The following is a 277-nucleotide window of genomic DNA, read 5'->3' on the forward strand; positions in this document are numbered from 1 at the left end:
GAAATAATGGCGTAGTCTTAAAGACAAAAGACAAAGCAGTCACTTGGGAAATTTTACCATTTCCCGAAAAAGTAAATTTGACCTCAGTGGATTTTTGGGATCTTTTTTTGGGTTTTGTAGTGGGGGAAGGTGGCATTACATACCAAACAAAAGACGGAGGGTTAACTTGGGTTAAGATCAACAGTGGAACCATTAGGGATCTAAATTCTGTCAACTACGGGGACCCCAATTCAGCCTTTGCAGTAGGTAACGACGGTACAATCCTGAGCTATTCCTG

The 277-nt window shown here is 41.5% G+C and carries 1 protein-coding gene; it reads left to right on the top strand.

The genetic code is table 11. The annotated features are described in order from the left end of the window. The coding region (locus ACNKXV_RS14815; protein ID WP_417908461.1) for a WD40/YVTN/BNR-like repeat-containing protein at window positions 1–277 on the top strand (277 nt) is incomplete at both ends.

It is taken from the genome of Christiangramia aquimixticola (assembly GCF_048285835.1).
Lineage (GTDB): Bacteria > Bacteroidota > Bacteroidia > Flavobacteriales > Flavobacteriaceae > Christiangramia > Christiangramia aquimixticola.